Annotated in this window: 19 protein-coding genes; 13 read left to right on the top strand and 6 right to left on the bottom strand. The window is 33.5% G+C overall.

Annotated elements, in window-relative coordinates:
- Positions 1 to 4: 4 nt before the first annotated feature.
- The 10 genes from atpH (at position 5) to RB618_RS05175 (ending at position 10,776) form a co-directional block, all read left to right on the top strand.
- Entirely contained in the window at positions 5 to 538 is a 534-nt protein-coding gene (gene atpH, locus RB618_RS05220; protein WP_308067789.1) for an ATP synthase F1 subunit delta, read from the top strand.
- Positions 539 to 575: 37 nt separating this feature from the next.
- The gene (gene atpA / locus RB618_RS05215; RefSeq protein ID WP_095930606.1) at positions 576 to 2,153 is read left to right on the top strand and encodes a F0F1 ATP synthase subunit alpha; all 1,578 of its coding nucleotides are present in this window, start codon (positions 576 to 578) and stop codon (positions 2,151 to 2,153) included.
- An 88-nt stretch (positions 2,154 to 2,241) separates the two neighbouring features.
- A complete protein-coding gene (gene atpG, locus RB618_RS05210; protein WP_201999192.1) occupies positions 2,242 to 3,102 on the top strand; it encodes an ATP synthase F1 subunit gamma in 861 nt (286 codons plus the stop codon).
- Between the two features lie 660 nt (positions 3,103 to 3,762).
- Positions 3,763 to 4,209: a GNAT family N-acetyltransferase gene (locus RB618_RS05205; RefSeq protein WP_308067788.1), complete on the top strand. Its 447-nt coding sequence runs from the start codon at positions 3,763 to 3,765 to the stop codon at positions 4,207 to 4,209.
- 95 nt (positions 4,210 to 4,304) lie between these two features.
- A complete protein-coding gene (locus RB618_RS05200) occupies positions 4,305 to 5,762 on the top strand; it encodes an oligosaccharide flippase family protein (protein WP_308067787.1) in 1,458 nt (485 codons plus the stop codon).
- 27 nt (positions 5,763 to 5,789) lie between these two features.
- Positions 5,790 to 6,224, top strand: coding sequence for a dUTP diphosphatase (gene dut / locus RB618_RS05195; RefSeq protein WP_008465845.1), 435 nt, complete (start codon positions 5,790 to 5,792; stop codon positions 6,222 to 6,224).
- A 63-nt stretch (positions 6,225 to 6,287) separates the two neighbouring features.
- The gene (locus tag RB618_RS05190; protein WP_308067786.1) at positions 6,288 to 7,304 is read left to right on the top strand and encodes a sugar phosphate nucleotidyltransferase; all 1,017 of its coding nucleotides are present in this window, start codon (positions 6,288 to 6,290) and stop codon (positions 7,302 to 7,304) included.
- 48 nt (positions 7,305 to 7,352) lie between these two features.
- Entirely contained in the window at positions 7,353 to 8,705 is a 1,353-nt protein-coding gene (locus tag RB618_RS05185) for a tetratricopeptide repeat protein (RefSeq protein WP_308067785.1), read from the top strand.
- A gap of 13 nt (positions 8,706 to 8,718) precedes the next feature.
- A complete protein-coding gene (locus RB618_RS05180; RefSeq protein ID WP_308067784.1) occupies positions 8,719 to 9,498 on the top strand; it encodes a DUF4292 domain-containing protein in 780 nt (259 codons plus the stop codon).
- Between the two features lie 24 nt (positions 9,499 to 9,522).
- Positions 9,523 to 10,776 carry a peptidoglycan DD-metalloendopeptidase family protein gene (locus tag RB618_RS05175; protein ID WP_308067783.1) on the top strand — a complete coding sequence of 418 codons (1,254 nt, stop codon included), beginning with the start codon at positions 9,523 to 9,525 and terminating at the stop codon, positions 10,774 to 10,776.
- Between the two features lie 44 nt (positions 10,777 to 10,820).
- Here the strand turns inward: RB618_RS05175 and RB618_RS05170 are convergent, their stop codons facing one another.
- A complete protein-coding gene (locus RB618_RS05170) occupies positions 10,821 to 11,240 on the bottom strand; it encodes a CBS domain-containing protein (protein ID WP_308067782.1) in 420 nt (139 codons plus the stop codon).
- Positions 11,241 to 11,364: 124 nt separating this feature from the next.
- Between RB618_RS05170 and rbfA the strand changes: the two genes are divergently transcribed.
- The 3 genes from rbfA to RB618_RS05155 all read left to right on the top strand — a co-directional run bounded on the left by rbfA (position 11,365) and on the right by RB618_RS05155 (position 14,559).
- Positions 11,365 to 11,757, top strand: a complete 393-nt coding sequence (gene rbfA / locus RB618_RS05165; RefSeq protein WP_144216310.1) for a 30S ribosome-binding factor RbfA — start codon at positions 11,365 to 11,367, stop codon at positions 11,755 to 11,757.
- Position 11,758: 1 nt separating this feature from the next.
- Positions 11,759 to 12,958 carry an FtsX-like permease family protein gene (locus tag RB618_RS05160; protein ID WP_308067781.1) on the top strand — a complete coding sequence of 400 codons (1,200 nt, stop codon included), beginning with the start codon at positions 11,759 to 11,761 and terminating at the stop codon, positions 12,956 to 12,958.
- A gap of 173 nt (positions 12,959 to 13,131) precedes the next feature.
- Positions 13,132 to 14,559: an MATE family efflux transporter gene (locus RB618_RS05155; protein WP_308067780.1), complete on the top strand. Its 1,428-nt coding sequence runs from the start codon at positions 13,132 to 13,134 to the stop codon at positions 14,557 to 14,559.
- A 145-nt stretch (positions 14,560 to 14,704) separates the two neighbouring features.
- Here the strand turns inward: RB618_RS05155 and dusB are convergent, their stop codons facing one another.
- The 5 genes from dusB to RB618_RS05130 all read right to left on the bottom strand — a co-directional run bounded on the left by dusB (position 14,705) and on the right by RB618_RS05130 (position 24,012).
- Positions 14,705 to 15,697 (bottom strand): tRNA dihydrouridine synthase DusB, encoded by a 993-nt coding sequence (gene dusB / locus RB618_RS05150; RefSeq protein ID WP_308067779.1) that lies wholly within the window; start codon positions 15,695 to 15,697, stop codon positions 14,705 to 14,707.
- Between the two features lie 162 nt (positions 15,698 to 15,859).
- Positions 15,860 to 17,152 carry an AMP-binding protein gene (locus RB618_RS05145; RefSeq protein ID WP_308067778.1) on the bottom strand — a complete coding sequence of 431 codons (1,293 nt, stop codon included), beginning with the start codon at positions 17,150 to 17,152 and terminating at the stop codon, positions 15,860 to 15,862.
- Entirely contained in the window at positions 17,149 to 18,813 is a 1,665-nt protein-coding gene (locus RB618_RS05140; RefSeq protein WP_308067777.1) for a C45 family peptidase, read from the bottom strand. Before RB618_RS05140 ends, RB618_RS05145 begins: the two co-directional genes overlap by 4 nt.
- A 7-nt stretch (positions 18,814 to 18,820) precedes the next feature.
- Entirely contained in the window at positions 18,821 to 20,338 is a 1,518-nt protein-coding gene (locus RB618_RS05135; protein WP_308067776.1) for an NAD(P)/FAD-dependent oxidoreductase, read from the bottom strand.
- Complete coding sequence (locus RB618_RS05130) at positions 20,335 to 24,012, bottom strand: 1-acyl-sn-glycerol-3-phosphate acyltransferase (protein ID WP_308067775.1); 3,678 nt, start codon at positions 24,010 to 24,012, stop codon at positions 20,335 to 20,337. Before RB618_RS05130 ends, RB618_RS05135 begins: the two co-directional genes overlap by 4 nt.
- Positions 24,013 to 24,153: the final 141 nt, after the last annotated feature.

Raw genomic sequence — 24,153 nt, 5'->3', positions numbered from 1 at the left:
GATTATGGCAAGTACAAGAGCAGCAATTCGTTATGCAAAAGCAATTCTAGACTTAGCAAACTCTAAAGGTGTTGCCGAAGCTGTCAATAACGATATGAAATCAATTGCAAATGCAATTGAGACGAATCAAGAGTTGAGCACATTTATTCAAAACCCAACAACTACTGTTGAAGTTAAAGAAAGTGCTCTTTTAGAAGTTTTTGCAAATGTAAATGGAGTAACTAAAGGTTTGTTCCGTTTATTATTCGAAAACAAAAGATTTGAAATTCTAGATGCAATTGCATTAGAATACAATAAATTATTTGATGAAAACAATGGAGTTGAAGTAGCAAAAGTTACTACAGCTATCCCAATGGATGCTGCTTTAGAAGCTAAAGTTTTAGCAAAAGTTGCAACTTTATCAGATAAAAAGATTACAATAGAAAATGTAGTAGATCCTTCAATTATTGGTGGATTTATTTTGAGAATAGGAGATAATCAGTACAACGCTTCAGTTGCTAACAGATTACAAGTATTAAAAAGAGAGTTAAGTAATTAGTTTTATAACACAAAAAGTGTCTAAATTATAAATTAAGATGGCGGAAATCAAACCTGCTGAAATTTCAGCAATATTAAGAAAGCAAGTAGAAGGTTTTGAATCTGGTGCTACACTAGAGGAAGTAGGATCAGTACTTCAAGTTGGAGACGGTATTGCTCGTGTTTACGGGCTGTCTAATGTACAATATGGAGAGTTAGTGGAATTTGATAACGGTATGGAAGGTATCGTATTAAATCTTGAGGAGGATAATGTTGGGGTTGTATTATTAGGACCATCAACTGGTATTAAAGAAGGATCTACAGCAAAAAGAACTCAACGTATTGCTTCTCTTAAAGTTGGTGAGCAAATGGTAGGACGTGTTGTTAACACTCTTGGTTTTCCAATTGATGGAAAAGGACCAATCGGTGGTGACTTATACGAAATGCCTTTAGAAAGAAAAGCACCTGGTGTTATCTTCCGTCAGCCAGTAACTGAGCCATTGCAAACAGGTGTAAAAGCTGTTGATGCTATGATCCCAGTTGGTCGTGGACAACGTGAGCTTGTTATTGGTGACCGTCAAACAGGTAAATCAACTGTTTGTATCGACACAATCTTAAACCAAAAAGAATTTTACGATGCAGGAAAACCTGTATTCTGTATATATGTTGCAATTGGACAAAAAGCTTCAACTGTAGCAGGAATTGCAAAAATGTTAGAAGAAAAAGGAGCAATGGCTTATACAGTTATCGTTGCTGCTAACGCTTCTGATCCAGCTCCAATGCAAGTTTATGCTCCATTCGCTGGTGCTGCAATTGGAGAATACTTCAGAGATTCTGGTCGTCCAGCTCTTATCGTTTATGATGATTTATCTAAACAAGCTGTTGCTTACCGTGAGGTTTCTCTTTTATTAAGAAGACCACCGGGACGTGAGGCTTATCCTGGAGACGTTTTCTACTTACACTCTCGTTTATTAGAGCGTGCTTGTAAAGTAATCGCTGATGATGGTATTGCTAAAAACATGAACGATTTACCAGATTCTATCAAATCTATCGTAAAAGGTGGTGGTTCATTAACTGCATTACCAATTATCGAAACTCAAGCTGGTGACGTTTCTGCATATATCCCAACAAACGTAATCTCTATTACAGATGGTCAGATTTTCCTTGATGGGGATTTGTTCAACTCTGGGGTTCGTCCTGCAATTAACGTAGGTATCTCTGTATCTCGTGTTGGAGGTAATGCTCAAATTAAATCAATGAAGAAAGTTTCTGGAACTTTAAAATTAGACCAAGCTCAATTCCGTGAATTAGAAGCTTTCGCTAAATTTGGTTCTGACTTAGATTCTGTTACTTTAAACGTAATTGAAAAAGGAAAAAGAAACGTTGAGATCTTGAAACAAGGTTTAAATGATCCTTATACAGTTGAAAACCAGGTAGCTATTATCTATGCTGGTTCTAAAAACTTATTAAAAAATGTTCCTGTAAATAAAGTAAAAGAATTTGAAGCAGATTTCTTAGCTTACTTAAACAGCAAACATAAAGATACACTTAATGCTTTGAAAGCTGGTAAATTAGATGACGCAATTACAGATGTTATCGAAAAAGCAGCAAAAGAAGTTTCAGCAAAATATAACTAATAAGATAATTGTAAATTAGATAATTAGAGAATGGTAAGCATTTTTCTAATTATCTAATTTTAAAATTGTCACATTTTCTAATTAATAGATGGCAAATTTAAAGGAAATCCGTAATAGAATTACTTCCGTTTCATCGACGATGCAGATTACATCGGCTATGAAAATGGTTTCTGCTGCAAAGCTGAAGAAAGCACAAGATGCAATCACTGCAATGCGTCCTTATGCCGAGAAATTAACGGAGTTATTGCAAGATCTTTCTGCTACACTAGAAGGTGAAATAGGAGGAGATTACACTACACAACGTGAAGTAAAAAAAGTATTGTTAGTTGCTGTAACTTCAAACAGAGGTTTATGTGGTGCTTTCAATTCAAATATTATTAAAGAGATTAAGAATCGTACTGATTTTTATGCTGGAAAGCAAGTTGACGTTTTTGCCATTGGTAAAAAAGGTGGAGATGCTTTAATTAAAACGCATAAAATCCACGGTCATCATAATGCAATTTTTGATAATTTGACATTTGAAAATGTTGCTGGAATTGCAGATGATTTAACACAAAAGTTTTTAACTGGAGAATACGACAGAATTGAGTTAGTTTACAATCAGTTTAAAAACGCTGCGACTCAAATTGTTCAAGTAGAGCAGTTTTTACCGTTAGCGCCTATTAATACCGATGCAGCTGCAGTTTCTGGAGATTACATTTTTGAGCCAGGAAAAGAAGAAATCGTATTGGCTTTAATTCCGAAGTCTTTAAAAACACAATTGTACAAAGGTATTCGTGATTCATTTGCTTCTGAGCATGGAGCGCGTATGACAGCAATGCACAAAGCAACAGATAACGCAACTGCTTTAAGAAACCAATTGAAATTAACTTATAACAAAGCTCGTCAGGCTGCAATTACAAGTGAGATTTTGGAAATTGTTGGTGGAGCAGAAGCTTTGAATGGATAATCTATTCTATAATAAACAAAAGAAAGCCAGCTAACGCTGGCTTTTCTTTTTATTGGAAGTTTTATTCTTTTTTAAAAATATTTTTATAAAATGGTGATTCTCAAATTACAGTTAAGTTGAGAATCACTACCATTTTATAAAAATAGACAGATAACTCTGTGTGCTTTGTCTTTCATGGGAACAAACTAGCTTTATTAATCCCAATGCTCTGTTTTTTTAAGGGTTACAATACAGCAGAATCAATCCCTTGTGCTTTGTCTTTTATGGGAACAAACAAGCTTTATTAGTCCCAGTGCTCTGTTTTTATTAGGGTTACATTACAGCTGAATCAATCCCTTGTGCTTTGTCTTTTATGGGAACAAACAAGCTTTATTAGTCCCAGTGCTTCTTTTTTTAAAAGGGTTGTATCTAGCTTTCTCATTCCCTTTGAAACAAATTTAATCAAAGACTGTAAAAAAAATGTTACATAATTTTTAACTAAATTTTATATATTTCACATGTTCTGTTAAAAAAACGTGTTATAATTAGTTAAAGATAAGTATTTTAAGATTACTTTGTACAATAATTCTTCTTTTTTTGTTAAAATTTATTTTTCAAAGTTTAATTCATCTTGGCTTGCCTTATATTTTAAGTATTTTTGAATTCTATTTCGTTTATAACATGACTTTACAAATAAGAGAGCTCACGACCATTGAAGATATGACAGCTCAAATAAATACGATTCGATTTTTATATCCAAATATATCCCTAGAGAAGTATCACGGATTTCTCTTTGAAATGCTTTCTCATAATTATATTCAAATTGCGGTATTTGAAGGAGAGGCTTGTCTTGGTCTAACGGGATGTTGGTCGGCAACAAAACTTTGGACAGGAAAATATCTGGAGATAGATAATTTTGTTGTAAATCCTGAATACAGATCCAAAGGAATTGGAAAAATGCTTACGGAATATGTAGAGAAAAAAGCAATAGAGTTGAATTGCAGTAGTATCGTTTTGGATGCGTTTACAGGAAATTTTGGAGCCCATAGATTTTATTATAATCAGGGTTATGCACCAAAAGGATTTCATTTTGTAAAAATTTTGGACGAAAAGAAATTAACGGTTTAAAAACAGTTAGAAGTTTTCTTTATTGCATCAACAAAAGCACCATTAAACAAAAGAAATGGTTATTTTTGTCTTACAAACATTATTAGAATTATATTTTGGGATTATATAAAAATCTATTCAAGCAAACGGCAATTTACGGACTGGCTACAGTTTTACCAAGAATGCTGAGTTTTTTATTAGTGAGATTGTATACAGGAATTTTGCCTACAGCAGAGTATGGCGAAGTTTCGATCGTATTGTCTTGGATGGTTTTCTTTAATGTGGTTCTTTCATACGGAATGGAAACTGCATTTTTTAGATTTTATAGTGCCGAAGAGGATAAGAAAAATGTAATCGCAACATCTACTATTTCAATATTTTGGACGTCGATAATTTTTCTTTTCGCTGGATTGATTTTTAGAAACACATTGGCAAACTTAGCCGAAGTAGATGTTCAGTATATTACCTATACTATTTGGATTTTAGTTTTAGACGCACTGGTCTTAATTCCGTTTTCAAAACTTAGAGCCAATCAACGACCAATGGTTTATGCGGCGATTAAGATTGGAAATGTTGTAATAAACTTATTGCTGAATATATTCTTCTTGATTTATCTTCCAAAATTGGCAGAGGCAAACCCGAATTCTGTTTGGGATAATTTGTATGTGCAAAATTTCCAGATTGCTTATATTTTCATTGCAAACCTTCTAGCAAGTTTAGCAACATTTATTGTGCTTTCTCCTAATTATCTTTCGCTTGGGCGAAAGTTTGATCCTGTACTTTGGAAAAAAATGATGAAATACGGACTTCCTATTTTGGTTGCCGGATTGGCTTTTGCTGTAAATGAACATTTCGATAAAATTCTATTAGGCTATTTGCTTCCTGAAAACTTAGCAAAATCTGAAGTTGGTGCGTATTCTGCTTGTTACAAATTAGGATTATTTATGGTTCTTTTTGCTACAGCTTTCAGATTAGGAATTGAACCTTTCTTTTTTAGTCATGCTAAAAATGAAAATGCTCCACAGACTTATGCCGTTATCACCAAATATTTTGTGATTTTAGGATCATTGATTTTATTAGGTGTAATTGTTTTTGCAGATGTTTTAAAATACCTGTTATTAGACAACAAATCGTATTGGGAAGCAATGAAAGTTGTACCGCTTATTATTTTAGCGAATTTCTTTCTAGGCATTTACAATAATTTATCAGTTTGGTATAAACTTACTGATAAAACAAAAATCGGGGCTTACATTTCTATTGTTGGTGCGATTGTAACCTTAATTTTAAATTATCTTTTAATTCCGAAGTATAGTTATTATGGTTCTGCAATTGCAACCATTTCAGCCTACGGAAGTATGATGCTTATTTCTTATGTTTTGGGGAATAAATATTATCCAATTCCTTATGATATGAACAAGATTGGTGCTTATTTAGGGGTTTCCATATTGTTTTCAATTATTTCTTTTTACGGATTTAGAGAAAAATATTATGTTGGAATTCCACTTCTTTTAATCTTTATGTATATGGTTTACCATTTTGAAAAAGATACCATTAAAGGAATAATGAAAAAATAAGACGTTTTAAGAAAATTATATTCAAAAATGAAAATTCAAATTATCAATAAATCACAGCACGATTTACCAAATTACGAAACGATTGCTTCTGCTGGAATGGATTTGCGTGCCAATATTATCGAACCTATTACGTTAAAACCTTTAGAAAGAACAATTGTAAAAACAGGACTTTTTATTGAGTTACCAATTGGTTATGAAGCACAAGTAAGACCAAGAAGCGGTCTGGCTGCAAAAAAAGGAGTGACTGTTTTAAATTCGCCAGGAACTGTTGATGCAGATTACAGAGGAGAAATCGGAGTAATTTTAGTAAATTTATCTAATGATGATTTTGTAATCGAAAATGGAGAACGAATTGCACAGCTGATTATTGCAAAACACGAAAGAGCTGAGTGGATAGAAGTTGAAACACTTTCTGAAACATCCAGAGGTGAAGGAGGCTTTGGAAGCACTGGCGTGAAATAATAAAAAAGAAAGACCAAACCCAATGAAGATCTTGAGAGATCTTCCCATAAAATCAAATAAAGAATGAAAATAATTGTGCCAATGGCAGGCCGCGGATCAAGATTGAGGCCACATACATTAACGGTTCCTAAACCGTTAATTCCAGTTGCCGGAAAATCGATTGTACACCGTTTAGTTGAAGATATTGCCAAAATATTAAAAGAACCAATTGAAGAAGTTGCTTTTATTTTAGGAGATGAAGCCTTTTTTGGAGATGATGTTGTAGCAAGTTTAGAAGATTTGGCAAAAGGATTAGGAGCAAAAGCCTCAATTTATCGTCAAGATCAGCCGCTAGGAACAGGGCATGCTATTATGTGTGCTAAAGAATCTCTTTCTGGACCAGCTGTAATTGCTTACGCAGATACTTTAATTAGAGCAGATTTCGAATTAGATCCAGAAGCAGATGCTGTAATCTGGGTAAAACAAGTAGAGCAACCAGAAGCTTTTGGTGTGGTAAAACTAAACCAAAATAATGAAATTATAGAATTGGTTGAGAAACCAAAAGAGTTTGTTAGCGATTTAGCCGTTATCGGAATTTATTATTTTAAAGAAGTTGGAATTTTAAGAAATGAACTTCAGAATGTTTTGGATAATAATATTCAGAATGGCGGAGAATACCAGATTAATGATGGTATAAAAGCGATGATGGCAAACGGAAAAGTTTTCAAAACTGGAAGTGTAGACGAGTGGATGGACTGCGGTAATAAAGATGTTACGGTTGAAACCAATACAAGAATGTTAGGTTTTCTACACAATGACGGAGAACATTTAGTAGATTATGGAGTAACTTTAGAAAATTCAACTATTATTCCTCCTTGTTATATTGGAGAAAATGTTGTTTTGAAAAACACTACAATCGGCCCAAATGTTTCGCTTGGAAATGGTTGTCATGTAACAGACAGTACAATCAAAAACAGTTTGATTCAGACTTATTCTCAAATTAAAAACGCTGCTTTAGATAATGCAATGATTGGAAATCATGTAAGTTACGATGGTAAATTTAAAAGCATCAGCATTGGAGATTACGCTGTTTTAGAATAAAATAAAAATTAAGAAAGTTTCGTTTTGTTTAAAATGTAATTTTTAGAAATGATTAAAAAAAGAGTTTTTGCATTATTGGTTTTTGCGTTATTCAGCACATCATTTTCGGTTTTTGCTCAGACAGAACCCGAAGACATTGCTATGACAACAGATGAATATCAAGACTCGTTTTATGAATCATTAAAACAAAAAGGAATTGAAAATTATGATAAAGCTATTGTATCATTGGAGAAATGTATCAAACTTAAACCCAATGATGCAGTTGCTTATTTTGAATTAGGAAAAAACTATTTTGCGCTTAAAGAATATCAGAACGCACAGACCGCTTTTGAAAAAGCCACACAGCTTGATCCTAAAAACAAATGGTTCTGGCTCGGAATTTACGATGTAAGTTATGAGACCAAAAATTATCCTCTGGCAATTGATATTATTCAAAAAATAATTGTTTTTGACGAAGAATATAAAGATGATTTGATTTCGCTGTACATGATTACCAATCAGTATGACAAGGCATTGACAGCGATTAATGAAATGAACGATAAGTTCGGAAAATCCTCGGATCGCGAGATTTATAAGGCTCAGATTTTATCTCAGGGAAAATATCAAAATGCTGAAATTGATAATTTAGTTCAGCAAATTAAAAAAGATCCGAAAGAAGAATCAAATTATTTGAATCTTATTTTATTGTATTCAAAAAACAATGAAAATGAGAAATCACTTGAAGTAGCAAAACAGCTGGCTAAAGAAATTCCAAATTCAGAATGGGGACAGGTGAGTTTGTTTAAAACTTATTTGGATGCCAATCAGGCGGATAAAGCTATAAAATCGATGAATGTGATTTTAGCAAGTTCAAAAATCGATTCAAAAATCAAACACAGAACTTTGAATGAATTTTTGATTTATGTAAATAAAAATCCACAGTATTCTGCCGATTTAGAAAAAGCCATTTCCTATTTTGATAATGATAAGAATGTTGATGTTGCTAAAGAAATTGGAAAATTTTATCATAGCAAAGGACAATTTGAAAATGCCATTAAATATTATGAAAAAGATTTAAGCGCCAATTCAGATACTAATCTTGAGACCAATATGTTATTGCTGGAAGCGTATGCACAGGCAAAACAATACGAGCCAATGACCAAAAGAGCCATGATGCTGATTGAAGTTTATCCGAGTCAGGCTCAGTTTTACTATTATGCTGGTTTAGGAAGCAATCAGCTGAAACAATTTAAAAATGCAAAAACCGTCTTAGAAATGGGTCTTGATTATGTAGTGGATGACGTAAAATTAGAATCGAATTTTAATATTCAGTTAGGAGAGGCATACAATGGACTAGGAGATGCAAAGAAAAAAGAGGAATACTTTTTGAAGGCAAATGAAGTATTAAAAAAGAAAAAATAAAAAGAGAACTTAAATGAAAAAATATATATCAATACTAGTATTGTCTATTGCTGTAATTTCATGTAAATCGAAAGCAGTAGCGGTGCAAGGAAATACAAGCCAGACAATTGCACCAAAAGAAGACAAAAAAGTAATTGAAAAACATTACGATAACAAGTTAGATTTTTCGACTTTGTACATAAAAGCGAGCGCAAGATATACTGATGAAAAACAAAGCCAAAATGTTACTGCCGAAATTAGAATCGAAAAAGACAAGCAGATTTTAATTAGCGTTCGTTTCTTAGGAATTACAATGGCTAAAGCTTTAATAACACCTTCTGCAGTAAGTTATTATGAAAAAATGAACGGGACTTATTATGAAGGCGATTTTACAAGTTTAAGCAAATGGCTTGGAACAGATTTAGATTATTCTAAAGTTCAAAATCTATTGGTTGGAGAAGCTTTTGACGATTTAAGAAAAGGAAAATATACTCAGACTATTGTAGATAATCTTTTTAGATTGGACGAAGAAAAAGATGCCAATTTAAAGAAAACTTTTTTCTTAGATGGAGAAAAATACTTGATTCAGAAAGAAGAGATTTCGCAGCCATCTGAAAATAGAACGTTGCAAATCGCTTATTCAGACACTAAAGTTTTTGATCAGGGAATATTACCAACAAGTATAGAAATCAATGCCGTTCAGCCAAAAGGTAAAACAAGTATTAACTTAAATTACAACAATATTTCATTTAATGAAGAACTTTCTTTTCCGTATAGCGTTCCAAGCGGTTATAAAAAAGTCACAATTAAGTAAATTTGCAAAAATAAAAACAGAAACATGCCAAAATTTCTCCTAAGTCTAGTTTTAATTTGTGCCACTACATTTGTATGGGCGCAAGATTCTCAGCAAGAAAAACTGGAACAGCGTAAAGCTCAAATTCAGCAGGAAATCAGAGATAACGAAAAGATGCTTCAGTCTGTTCGAAAAAAAGAGAAATCTGCTGTGAATGAATATTTAATTCAGGCGAATAAAATCAAACTTAAAGAGAAATTAATTAATACTACGGCAAAACAAGAAAGGCTGCTTAGTAATGACATGTATATTAATCAAGTTCAGGTAAATAAGCTTAAAAAAGAACTAAAAGTTCTAAAAGAAGATTATGCGGAGATGATTTTAAAATCGTACAAAAGCCGTTCTGAGCAAAGCCGTGCTATGTTCATTTTGTCTTCTGAAAGTTTTTTGCAAGCTTATAAAAGAGCACAATATTTAAAGCAATATACTGCTTTCAGAAAAAACCAAGGTCTAGAAATTCAGTCCAAAACTGCTCAGTTGGTAGATTTTAATGCTAAACTGGACGGTCAAAGACAAATAAAAAAGAAGGTAATTGCTGAAAACCAGAAAGAAAAAGTTACTCTGGAAGCAGAGAAAAAAGAACAGCAAAAATTAGTTAATGCTCTTAAAAAAGATAAAAATAAAATAGCCGCGGATATTCGATCAAAACAAAGTGAAGCTAAGAGAATTGACAGACAAATTGATCGTTTAATTCGTGAAGCAATTGCCGAAGCCAATAGAAAAGCAGCTGCAGAAAGAGCAAAAGCAAATCCAGGTTCTAGTGAAGCAAAAGCACCAGTTTCTTCTTCTAAAATTGCATTGACGCCAGAAGATAAAATTTTAGCTGCTGACTTTAAAGCGAACCGAGGAAGATTGCCTTGGCCAGTAGAGAAAGGATTTATTTCTCTAGGTTATGGAGATCAGCCACACCCATTGCATCCGTCAATTACAGTTCATAATTCCGGAGTTGAAATTACAACAGAAGATGGCGCAAGCGCTAGAGCAGTATTTGCTGGAGAAGTTTCTAAGGTTATCGTTTTGTCTCCAGTAAATAAAGCAGTTGTAATCCAGCATGGAGACTTTTTTACCGTCTATCAAAACTTAAGTTCTGTTTCTGTAAGTCAAGGGGATAAAGTGACAATTAAGCAAAACATCGGAAGAGTGAGAACAAGTGGCGATACTGGAAAAACCATTATTAAATTCTTGATTCTACAAAATACATCAAACAATAATCCGGAAGGATGGTTGCAAAGCAGATAAAATTTAAGGGAGCATTTAGCTCCCTTTTTTATTCAATTATATATTTAATCGTATTGCTCTAAAAAATATTTTACAACATCGGTAGTTGTTACAATTCCTTTAAGTTCACCTTTATCAACAACAGGAAGGGCATGAAAATCTTCTTTCACAAAAATTTCAGCTAAATCTCTGATTATGGTATCAGACGAAACAGTTTTTGGCTTCGAAGTCATTACCTGAGGAACAGTTAGCATTTCTAATATAGCTTCATCAGCATTGTCCTGACCTTCAAACAAAGCGCCAAAAGTTAATCGGTTAATATCAGTTCGGCTAATTATTCCGATTACTTCTTTACCTTTTACGATCGGAATATGGCGAATTGTGTTTGCTTTTAATTTTTCGACTACAGTTTTTAAATCATCTTTTTCGTTTGCAGTAACTACAGTTTTTGTCATAATATGACTGATTGGTTCTCTTTTTTTCATGATAGATTAGTTTTATATTTACATCAAATATGTAGAATAATTCTCTCAAACGCTATGATCTTTATCAGCTTTTAAAACAATTAAAAGAACATGTAATACGACTAAATTTTAGTATTTTTGCAGTATGGAAACAAATAGACAGAAAAAAATAGGCGGTGTTCTTCAGAAAGATCTGGTTGACATTTTGCAAGGTGAAGTGAGAAAAAACGGAATTACAAACTTGGTAATTTCAGTATCCAAAGTAAGTGTGACTACAGATTTGTCTGTGGCAACAGTGTATCTAAGTATTTTTCCGCAAGAAAAAGCCAAAGAAACTTTAGAAGCAATTAAAACCAATACAACATTAATCAAACATGATTTATCACAACGTGTTCGTTTGCAATTGCGTCGTGTTCCAAATTTAGTATTCTTTATCGACGACTCTTTAGATTATATAGAGAAAATTGACAATGCACTTGCAGGAAAAGAAAACCCTATAGAAAATCGTGATCTTTTAGAAAAAAGAAGAAAGTCATAATTTGAATTTCCCTTTATACATAGCCAAACGTTATATTTTTAGCAGCAGTAAAAACAATGCTATTAATATTATCAATCGTATTGCCAGCATGGGAATCATTGTTGGTACAATGGCTTTGTTTGTTGTTTTATCTGTTTTCAGCGGATTAAAGGTCTTCAGTCTTTCGTTTACAAACGAAATTGATCCTGATTTAAAATTGACAAGTACATACGGAAAGTCTTTTTTAATTACACCCGATCAGGAAAATCAGATTAAGAAAATCAACGGTGTTGCTTCTTACACAAAAATCATAGAAGAGCGCGTTCTGTTTTTATTCAAAGACAAACAGCAAGTTACATATTTGAAAGGCACTGACAGCTTATATCCAGTTGTTAACGATATCAAGAAAAAACTTTTTAATGGGCAATGGCTGAAACCAGATACTTTTCAGGTCGTAATTGGTTATGGCTTAGCTCAAAATTTCTCCATGGGAATTTTGGATTTTGAAAACCCGCTCCAGATTTTTGCTCCAAAACCAGGAAAAGGGGGAATAGAAAATCCTGAAGAAGCGTTCAATAAAACTGATGTTATGCCTGTTGGAATTTACTCCATCAGCGAAGATTTAGATTCAAAATATGTATTTGCAGATTTAGGTTTAGTACAAGAATTGTTAATGTACAAACACAATCAAATCTCAGGATTAGAATTTAAATTAAAAGAAAACGCAGACGAAGGCGCAATAAAGACACAGCTTAATTCTATTTTTAAAAATAAAATTACTTTAAAAAATAGAGCACAATTAAATGAGTCGCTGTACAAAATGCTCAATACCGAAAACATAGCGGTTTACCTTATTTTTACCTTAGTTATCATCGTGGCACTTTTTAATCTGATCGGTGCACTGATTATGATGATTTTAGAAAAGAAGGGAAATCTTAAAACGCTTTTCAATTTAGGATCAGATATCGGTGATCTTCGAAAAATATTTTTGTTACAAGGAACTTTATTAAGCGTTTTTGGTGGCTTAATCGGACTTGTTTTAGGCATAATCTTAGTAATATTACAACAGAAATTTGAACTTATCATGATCACGCCAACGTTGGCTTATCCTGTTGTTTTTACAGTAGAAAATGTTCTAATCGTGATGGCAACAATAATTTCATTAGGATTTGTTGCTTCATTAATTGCAAGCAGCCGAGTAAGTAAAAAATTACTCGATTAATTTCTTCTTTAGAAATATTACTTATATTTACTGCTTTGAAAATCTACAGCATATGATTGTTTCTGCCTAATCCTATTTTATTTTTTAGAATAATTAGGATACTTACGTTTACTTTTTTTAGTTCAGATTAAGATACATCTGGACCAACTTTATCATTTTTATTCTAAAATATCATGACAGAAACATCTATAAAGAAAAGTTTATTTTCTAAAATTTTTACCACAATTAAACAAGCCTTAAAAGGCGACGAATCTTTTGATTATACTTCTGGAAGCATTAAAAAAGCCGTAATTCTATTGGCCATTCCGATGGTTTTAGAAATGATGATGGAATCGGTTTTTGCTCTAGTCGATTTATATTTTGTTGGACATTTAGAACATAGCAGTTTTGCCATTCAGACCGTTGGTTTGACCGAATCTGTATTGACAGTAATTTATTCTCTTGCAATCGGAATGAGTATGGCCGCGACTGCAGTTGTTGCACGAAGAATAGGAGAAAAAGATCCGGTCGCTGCAGCCAAAGCTGGAATGCAAGCCATTATTGTAGCATTTGCTATTAATAGTGTAATGAGTATTCTTGGAATTATATACGCAAAAGATATTTTGATCTTAATGGGTTCTTCTGTAGAATCTGCCGAACATGGTTTCCAATTTACTCAGATTATGATTGGTTCTAGTTTGTGCATTATGCTTTTGTTTTTAATAAATGGAATTTTCCGTGGAGCAGGAAATGCAGCTATTGCTATGAAAAGCCTTTGGATTGCCAATATTTGCAATATCATTTTATGTCCGATTTTAATTAATGGTTTTGGACCAGTTCCCGCTTTTGGATTAGTCGGCGCGGCGTTGGCAACAACTATAGGAAGAAGTATTGGAGTTTTGTATCAAGTATATCATTTGTTTTTTGGAAATGGAGTTTTAAAAATTAAGATTCCATATTTTGCTCCCGATTTTAAACAGATACAAGCTTTAGTAAAAATTGCCGCACCTGGAATTCTGCAATTTGTAATTGCTTCCTGCAGTTGGATTTTCTTGGCACAATTAGTTGCGACAACAGGAGGCGATCACGGTTCTGCAGGTTACCAAACGGCTTTAAGAATAATGATGTTTTTTATACTTCCAGCATGGGGATTGAGTAATGCGGCTGCCACTTTAGTAGGGCAGAATTTAGGAGCCAAACAAATTGAACGCGCAGAAAAATCGGTTTATACAACCGCCAGATATAATGTAATTTTCATGGCTTCGATTATGATTATTACATTGGTTTTTGGACAATATATTATTTCGTTTTTTACGAATGATCTACAAGTCAAAAGCATTGCAATTGAGGCATTGCAAATTATGAGCATCGGATTTATTTTCTACGGAATCGGAATGGTTTTAATCAATACTTTCAATGGAGCAGGAGATACTTGGACGCCAACCGGAATTAACTTCTTTGGATTTTGGCTCTTTCAAATTCCGCTTGCTTTTGTTTTAGCCAAACATTTCAATATGGGACCAACAGGAGTTTTTATTGCGATTCCTGTTGCTGAAACTGCAATCACTTTAACGGGGATATTTTTCTATAAAAGAGGAAAGTGGAAACGAGTTCAAGTTTAATAAACAAAAAAGACCTTCAAATTTTGAAGGTCTTTTTTTATCAATATTTTTTGTCAAAGCTAATCTTTGCGTATTTTTTGTCATTTCGACGAAGGAGAAATCTCCACAAGAAGCTCGACAAAGATTAGACTTTTGTTATGAGATTTTAAACAAACTCATAACCAGCATAAACTTCTTCAATCTCTTTCATAATAGCGAACAAATCTTCAGGAGCATCTGTGGTAACTAATTTTTGTTTGAATTCTTTAAACGAATGAATTCCTTTAAAATAGTTCGTATAATGACGGCGCATTTCTACAATTCCAAGACGCTCACCTTTCCATTCCATTGACCATTTTAAGTGGTTTCTAGCGGCTTCTACACGATCAATAACCGTTGGAGCAGGTAAGTGTTCACCGGTTTTGAAATAGTGTTTGATTTCGTTAAAAATCCACGGATAACCAATCGCCGCTCGGCCAATCATAATACCGTCAATTCCGTATTCGTTTTTATATTTTAATGCTTTTTCAGGACTGTCGATATCGCCATTTCCGAAAATAGGCATCGTAATTCTTGGGTTATTTTTTACACGCGCAATATGCGACCAGTCAGAATGGCCTTTGTACATTTGTGCGCGAGTTCTAGCATGAATAGTTAAAGCTTGAACACCAATATCTTGAAGTCTTTCTGCAACTTCATCAATATTAATTGAGCTATCATCCCAGCCTAAACGGGTCTTTACTGTAACAGGCAAATCTGTTCCTTTGATAACCGCTTTCGTTAAACGAACCATCAAATCCACATCTTTTAAAACTCCTGCTCCAGCACCACGGCAAACCACTTTTTTTACTGGACATCCAAAGTTGATATCCACTAAGTCAGGTTTTACAGTAGAAACAATTTTAGAAGACATTTCCATTGCTTCTTCATCACCACCAAAAATCTGAATTCCAACAGGACGTTCGTAATCAAAAATATCCAGTTTCATGCGGCTTTTTATAGCGTCACGAATTAATCCTTCCGATGAAATAAATTCAGAATACATCATGTCCGCGCCATGCGTTTTGCATAATCTGCGAAACGGCGGATCGCTAACATCTTCCATCGGTGCTAGTAATAAAGGAAATTCGGGTAATTCTATGTTGCCAATCTTGACCATCTTCGTAATTTTTTGCAAAATTACAACATTTAGTTCAATTCACAGCAAAACATTTAAGAAGCTGAAATTAAACCATATAAGTGATATAAGTTCATTTAATTGTAGTATTGTTATACGCAATCTTTTTAAATGAACTTATATCACTTACATGGTGGAAAATTTTTATATGTTTCTGTAGTCAAAAAATCGAATTGGTTTTCGGCTCATTGGGTTAAAAACCAGAGGGTTTAAAATTTCTTTTGACGCAAATTCTATTTTTGGAGTTACTCTTAATTTTGCTCTAAAGTGATCTTTTATTTCCTGTAAAAATTCTGGAGTTTGATTTTTGACGGCAATTTTAATCAGGATTTCATCTGTGCCTAAATCGTTTGTAGAGATTTCAATCAAATGGTTTTCGATATTATCAAAACTGCTCAAAACATCGTTCATCGCTGGAGGATAAAGTGTTGTTCCTTTATATTTGATCATTTGTTTTTTACGGCCGACAACTGGACCAACGCGCAAAGTATTTCTTCCGCAAGCGCAAGGCTCGTCGTGAAACTGAACCATATCTCCAGTTTTGAAACGCAGTAAAGGCATTGCTTCAATTCCTAAAGTAGTAAAAGTCAGCTCGCCCGTTTCTCCATTTTTTACAGGCTGATTATTTTCATCTAAAACTTCTACAATGATCAATTCCGGATGATGATGTCCGCCTTTTCCGTGTTCGCATTCTGTAAATGCGGTACTCATTTCGGTAGAAGCATAAGTCGAAAACAACTTAATATTCCATTTATCAGTGATTTTTTTAGATAGAATATTCATTGAAAAATCTTGTTCTCTCAAAGATTCTCCAATACAAATAGCACCTTTTATGCTCGAATTATTATAATCGATTCCGTGCATTTCGGCGTATTCGATTAATTTCAAAAGGAAAGAAGGAACCGTAATCAAATAACTCGGATTGTATTTTAAAATTGAATCCCATTGCATTTCTGGAATTCCTGCTCCAACGCGAATTACGCCAACTTTCAGTTTTCGAAGACCAAGAAAATAAGCAAGACCTGCCATAAATTTTCTGTCAATTGTGGTCATTAACTGTACAACATCGCCTTCTGCAATTCCGGCGCAGGCAAATGAAATTGCTTCATTATATGCCAGTCGATCTAAGTCAGAATCGGTTAAACCAAAAGTTACAGGATCGCCTAAAGTCCCTGAAGTAGAAGCATAATCAATGATTTTATGCTGCGGAACACACAAAAAATCATCGTTATATTGCTGTAAATCTTCTTTGGTTGTAACAGGTAAATGTTGTAAATCTTCCAGTGTTTTTACTTTCGAAATATCAATATTCTGTCCTGCAAAAAGTCTTTTATAAAAAGGAGAATTCTCGCTGATGTAAGCTAAAAGTTCGGCTAATTTTTTTTCTTGAAAAATTTTAATCTCTTCTAAAGAATCTTTTTCTATTGCTGGAATCATTGTAATTTTCTTTTGACTTTTTTTAAATATTTTTCAATTTCTTCTTTTTGAGGAACTGTAGTGATTTCGTGACTTAAAGCTTTTTCAAAATTAAGCTTTGCCTGAAGAAATTCCTTTTTTTGGTAAAAGTACAACCCTACCTTATAATATACAACCCAATAATTAGGGTTTAATGCCTGATATTGCTCAAGAAATTCTGGAGAAATAGTTTCTTTCTTTTTTATAATCGAATCTATTTTATGATCTTCAATTTTGAAATTTTTAAAATTCTGAAAAGTGGTTGTTTCTAAGAAAGGATCTTTGGCAATATTCAGGTTTTCTTTTTGAAAAGATTTTGCTGCATTTCTGTTTTCACCAAAAATCACATTTAAATCATAGCAGACAAATTCGCCCATTTGATACGGATTTGCCGAAAGCCAAACCAGTTTTTCTTTTGGTTTAAAGATAATTCCATGATGCGCAAGCAATTGATTGAGCGCTTTCTCGTTTCCATATCCTAGAGAAATATCTTTTAAACCTTCTTTGTTGCGAAGAATTTCCGAAGCAATTTCAGGATTTACTTTTGGAGTTTCAGATAGCAATTCCTCCATTCTTTCGTAACGGTATTCAGAATGGCTGTTGGCAATTTGTTCCAGATTTCGTTTATCGGCTGCAAATGCTTCACCTTGAAAATGATTGGAACAAATTAATTGATTACTATTAGGAACATCATAAACGTCCATTTTATTTGGAGAAACTTCAATTAAAATCGCTTTGTTGTCAGTTGCACTTCCAACCATAATCGATTCAGAAACAAAGACTTTTCTTTTTTTTGCAATAGCAACTGCTTCATCTAAATTTTTGGCGTGCTGTAAAATTTCACGAGTCAAAATCGAAATTGGAGTTTTCGCGCTAAGCGGAATTTTAGATTTCGAAGCATTTATCGTTATAGTCAACCCTTCATAATTCATTCCAGAAACGGCACCAATCATTCCGGGCCAAGTTACCATCATAAACGGATAACCTTCTTTTGGTTTGATAAAAGCGGCGATTTTATTTTCCGCGAAAGCGTCATTCACATAAAAATCAAAATTTCGAGCCAGAATTAAATTTCCATCTTCCGATTTTTCATTCCAAGCCGCAAAAGAAGAACAGCCAACTAAAGCTAAATCCTGTAAAGCGTGTCCAATATCATGCGCAGCATGCAGATATAGACCACGCTGGTATTGCGGCGCGATATTATCAAAGTCGTTCGAAGTATATTGAGAAACGCCATAAATCTCCGTTTGATATTCGTCAGGAACATTCAGATACAATTTTCGATTGTACCATTTTAAAAACTGACGAAGCATTTTCTGCTGAAATTTTGAAGGAATTAAATCGGTAATTTTAGAAAAGAAAATGCGTTGCTGTTTGTGCAAAAGCGAATCGGTCAAAGCACCAGTTGAAAGACCTATTTCGAGTGGATCGCCTTCTACGTACAATTCCCAAAGACCTTGTTTATTTTTTAAAAGTGAGTTTTTTCCAGAAATAAAAATACTATCAGACAATTTGGTGACAACAGGTTTTGTATCGTTTAAACCTGTAAGGTCTGGCGTGTGTTTTTTTGATTTTGAAGTACCGCAGGAAACCATCAAACTTAAAAAACCGATGAGGAAAATATAAAGAATTCGGTTTTTCATAATGAGACTATTCAGATGCTTTTTTAATTTTTTCGAGCAGATATTCTTTTCCTACAATTTCAGAGCAGGTTATAACCGCTCCAACCGTAACTCCCAAGACACCATGCATGTTGATACTTTGGCCTGTAAGATAAAGATTTTCTACCTTAGTTTTAGTAGGAATCATAGTTTTCATCGGATTATTTGAATCTTTAACATATCCGTACATATTTCCGCCGTCTCCGCCAATGTAATCGCGATATGAAAGCGGTGTGGAAGTATGAACTGATTTAATACATTCTTTTATTCCAGGGAATTTCTTTTCGATTTCTATTAAAAATTTCGCGGCTTTTTTGGTTTTGAATTCTTCATAACTTTCTCCTCGATCATTTTCTTCAAAAGTGGTATTGAAAGTGTTTTCCCAAGTTTTAACATCATCGTATTTCATATAAGTCAAAAACGTCATTCCGTCTGCCCATTCTTCATCTTTCTTTGACGGACTCATAGAAGCCATAAAGGTTTTAGGCCATGAATTTTCATCGTATTCATAAGCGGTCCAAACATCATTTGCACTTTTAAAATGATAATAATTGTGATTAATGTATTTGAAAGTTTTGGGTTTAAAAACGATATACAAACTGAAAGCAGAAAGTACGTTTTCTAAATTCTGAATTCTATTGAAAAATGGTTTTCTAAAGTTTTCCTGTCCCGCCATTTTCAAAGTCGTTTTAGGCTCGATGTTCGAAATAAAATACGTTCCAGAAACTTCGGTTCCATCTTTCATTTGTACCGAATTCACCTTGTGGTTTTCAACTTCAATTTTGGTGACTTCTTTATGTTTGAAAAACTCGCCACCGTATTTTTTCAATTGTTTCAAAAGCTGTTTCGTAATCTGACTTCCGCCATTTACGCAACGCCATGAACTTTCGATATACGAGTTTACGACAAGCGCATGGACGTAAAAAGGAGATTTATCTGGAATTCCAGCATATAGAAAATTAGATCCTGCCAAAACGGCTTTCAGTTTTTCATTTTCAGTAAAAGAATCGATTGTTTCTTTCGCGTTAAGCGTTAAAATTTCATCGTCATATTTTCCCTCAGATTCTAGATTGTAAAGCGGAAATGCTTTGCAGACGGCTTTTATTTTTTGGCAATATTGTTCTAGATTTTCTTTTTCTTCAGGAAAATATTGAGTTAGTTTTTCAATGAAATTTTCAAAACCCTGCGCATGCGGATATTCGGTTTTATCGTTAACAAAAGAAATAATATCAAAACCATCTTCATCCATTTTTTTTAGATTCAAATGATCCATTATTCCGATATATTTGAAATACTGGTGAAGATTTTGGCCTTCGCCTAAACCTCCGATGTAATGAATTCCTGTATCAAAAATGGTTTTGTCTCTTACGAAAGTCTGTAGATTTCCCCCGTATTGATTGTTTTTTTCGAGTACACAAACGCTGTAGCCTTCTTTTGCCAGAATAACAGCAGAAACCAATCCGCCTAAACCGCTGCCAATTATCACTACATCGTACTGTTTTTTCATCCTTTTTTCTTTAAAACTAGTAAAGCATTTTCTTCAGAAATAATTTCAAAATCTTCAAACTGATTTTTTAAACGGGAACAATTCATTAAAATTATAGAAGCAACATTCGAAATTGCTTTTTCAATTTCATCATGATAACTTTCGTCAGAAATTAAGAGAATGTCATAATGATTTTCAAGTGCAGATTCTAGATTCTCCAGATAAACTATTTTTCTCTTTGTAACGATATAATTCGTTTTGGCAACCAGCAGTTTTTCTTCATCATTTATAAAAGAAAATATTTTTCGTTGCGGTTCCTGTAAGGCCATCAATACATCCAACTGGCCATAATCATTTCCTAAATGAAGGATTTTCGCTTTTGGTTGCATGTATTTATTTAAGTTGTAATAAGTTTCGAGATTTTGTTTCAAATCTTTTTTGACGCTATTTCCAACTTCGATTTCTTTATAATCGTAACTGTTAATCAGCATTGTTTTGAAATAATCTGGACTTTCAAGTTCTTGTCTTATTTTGCGGAATTCAGCTTTAAAGAAAGTACTTATTTGTTTGGTTCTTTCGGTATAATTAGTTCCAAATGTAAGATCGTCTGGAGCAATTCTTTCTAAGATGGTAACCGTCAATTTTCCGTGATGAATAACAAAATCGCCTTTCGGAATTAGTTCTGAAGCGCCATGAATGACCACAGGAAGAATATCTATTTTAAATTCTTCGGCAAGGAAAAATGCGCCTTTATGGAATCTCTTTATAACATTGTTTTCTGATCGGGTTCCTTCTGGAAAAACCATCAGAGAATATCCTTCGTTTACTTTTTTGCGTAAATGTTCAACTCCTCCTTCAAGACCTTCAGAAACAGGATAAAAACCTGCTTTTCTCACAACACCGCCAAAAATAGGAGAGTTGTAAACCCAGTCGCTCACCAAGAAAATGATTTTCGGACTTAGCATTCCGATTGCCAAAATATCCAGAAAAGAAGAATGATTGGCAATAATTACAGCTGGTTTCTCAAATGTTTCATTGAAATTATTAACTACTTTTTTGCGAATAAAAGGATTTGAATACAACACCGATTTCATGAATTTTGAAACCACATATCGGAAAGCTTTCATTTTTGATTTTTTGCTAAAAGGCAAAATTGGCATGATAGTAAAACTGAAAACCGACATTACGATTCCTCCCAAACCATAATAAGCAAATGAAATTACACCATGAACAAAAGTTCGTAATTGAAAAGGCGGATTTCCTTTTTTCGGACGATTGGATAAAAACAGTTTGAATAAAATCGGGTAGAAAATAAACGTAATAATCAGTGCCGCAAAAACCCCAATTAACGAAACCAGTGAAATGGAAGTAAGAGCAGGATGTTTAGCAAAAATCATCGCGCCGATTCCTAAGATTGTCGTGATAACTGCCAGAATAATTGAGGTTCTGTAAATGGCAATTTCGTTAACGCCATTTGTATATTCTTTTTGCAAGGCACTGGTCATGAAAATGCTAAAATCGACTCCGTGACCAAAAATCAACGTGCAGACAATCATACTGAAAATGTTCATCTGAATGCCAAAAATACCCATAATTCCTGCGGTCACAATCCCCGTCAACGCAATTGGAATACAGCTTATGATTACCAATTCGATTCTTCGGAAAAAGAAAAACAGAATTAAAACTACGGCTACAAATGAATAATTTACAAGCGAATTAAAATCGGTTTTTAAAGTGCTGAAAAACGTTTCGTTCATCTGCTGGCGATCGATTGCAATTATGTTTTCTTTTGCGGAAGCCGATTTTACAAAAGCATCTCGCTGTTCTGGAGCAACTTTTACTAAAGTGGAAACGGTGTAAAAACCATTTTTCTCTGTGATGAATTCTTGTAACTGAAGCGCTTTAATTTTTAAAAATTCATCCGCAGAAACGGGTTTAAAATCAAAGTCTAAATGATCAAAAAATAAAGTGTATGTTGTTGGTTTAAAACCAAGTTTAGAACCTTCTGAGATTAATTCAGATTTTACAAATTGTTTTTTCTGCGAATTCCAAAACGAATCCCACTTTTCAATTTTTTGCAATTGTTCCTTTTGCGAAAGCACAATCTCGCCAACCGAGCTGAAATTTAAAATTTTATCCTGTTTTTTTTCTGCAGATAAATCATCAAAAAGTTTGCTATTATGTTGCAAAGCTTCTTCCATCGTTTTTCCGTAAGAAGCGACATAAATCGTTTTGGAAGTTAAACTCGTGCTTTCTTCCAGTTGTTTTTCGGCAGCTTTAATTTCTTTCGGAATAAAATTCAGCTGTGATAAATCATTATTAAAACTAACATCATTATAAGTAAAACAGCAGATTATGGTAATGATAACACAGAGTCCGATTAAGATTTTATTGTTGTGAAAAGAAAAGTGAGCCATTTTATCGATCACATTCTTTTTGTGTTCTGCTGGATTTTCTTTTGGTTTATATAAATGAGGAACAATCAAAAGCGAGAAAATAGCTGAAGCCATAACGATAACAGCAGCGAAAATTCCGAGATCATTCAGGGCATCTGACTTTACAAAAAGCAGACATAAAAACGCAACCGCAGTTGTAGAACTGCTCATAATTACTGGCATTGTAATGTCTTTGTACAATGTCTTTACATCGCTGTTGTGTTTGTAATGCGTGAGAATATGAATAGAATAATCGATTGTGATTCCCAATAAAATAGAACCAATTCCTAAAGAAATTGCCGAAATCTGTTCTCTAACGAAATATAAAAATGCAATAGCAAATAAACCGCCAAAAACCGTTGGCAGAAAAATAATAAGGGGAATTAATATTTTTCTATAAAATAAAATCAGAATCAGCATTAAAGTAAACATCGCGATGGATGTTGTCAAAATAATATCTCCTTTTATCTGATTGGCATTTGCAACGGCAATTAATGCAGAACCAAAATAACTGATCGACGTTTTTCCTTTAAATTTCTGATTGAGATTTTCCTGAATGGATTTCAGCTTTTCAGCAAAAACCGTATTTTTTTCTGTTTCGCTTGATGGAATATTCGATGTTATAAAAAGCAATAATTTCTTTTTATCCTTTGTCATTACAAAACCATTTTCGAGCGTAAAATCGTCGCCAATGTTTAATTGCTGTAATTTTTTTAAAGCAATAAAAGAAATCCCAAACGGATCTTGCAGAATAAAATCTTTGGTAATAAATCCAGACGGAGAAATAATCGATTTGTAATTTCCTTGAACGGTTGCTGCAATACTGTCTTTTTGAAGTTTCTTCTCGATAGCAGCATAATCGTTATCATCTAGAAAAAGCGGTAAATTATTGTAAACAAAATCTATGGTTTCCTGAATGTTTTCTTCGTCTATTTTTCCTTGAATTCCCGTTATATACGGTTTGCAGGATTTAGAAACACTGTCTGAAAAAATAGTTGCCATTTCTTTTAAATCCTCGGCAGAACCATTTTTATCTAAGCTAAAAATTACGGTGGTTTTATCGGCAAAGTTTAATTGTTTTAAGACTTTGGCGGTAACATCGGTTTTATCGTTTGTTGGAATAAGTTTGGTGATATCTTCTTCAAATTTTAATCTTGAGGCGAAAAATCCAAAAACCAAAAGCATCAGAACAGCCAAAAAAACCGAAAGAGATTTTCTTCGGTTTACAAATAAATGAATGGCGTAGAAGTATTGATGCATGGTTTAGGTTTAAAATTTTTTTCCCCACGAATTAAAAGATTAGCTTTGGTTTGTTACCCTGAGCGAAGTCGAAGGGCGTTCCAATTGGACGTGGGCTTCGACTTCGCTCAGCCTGACAAACTGGATGTAAAAATCATTTTA

It is taken from the genome of Flavobacterium sp. LHD-85, assembly GCF_030929595.1.
GTDB lineage: Bacteria > Bacteroidota > Bacteroidia > Flavobacteriales > Flavobacteriaceae > Flavobacterium.
The sequence above is the reverse complement of the archived record's forward strand: the minus strand, read 5'-3'. Positions and strand labels throughout refer to the sequence as shown.